General features: G+C 59.1%; 1 protein-coding gene. It reads right to left on the minus strand.

Features of this window, described 5'->3' with window-relative positions; all coding sequences use genetic code 11:
- Positions 1-219 (minus strand): hypothetical protein (locus OB03_RS14640; protein WP_461344657.1); only part of this gene is annotated, 219 nt, incomplete at its 3' end.
- Positions 220-325 lie beyond the last annotated feature (106 nt).

Genomic DNA, 325 nt, shown 5'->3' on the forward strand with positions numbered 1-325 from the left:
CAGGTTGATAAGGTCGATTTGGCGCTGGATTGCGCGCGCTTCATCTTCGCGGCCTTGAGCCTGCAGGAGCCCCATTTGAGCCTGTAGGGTGAGCATTTGACGTTGGGCGGCCAATTCCTCTGGGGTCGGTCCTGAAGCGCCACTGCCTGGCTTAGGCGTATCACCCGCGGGAGCCACTACAGGCGTCTCGACGTAGGCTCCGGCTCGAATATCGGACATGATTTGATCAAGCCGATTTGCTGCCGTTGCATACGCAATTCCGGCCTCGACCTGCTCATCCAAAGCCTTATCGACTGCTGCTTGTCGGGCCGTAACGACCCCAGCA

Source organism: Brevundimonas sp. GN22 (assembly GCF_054824005.1).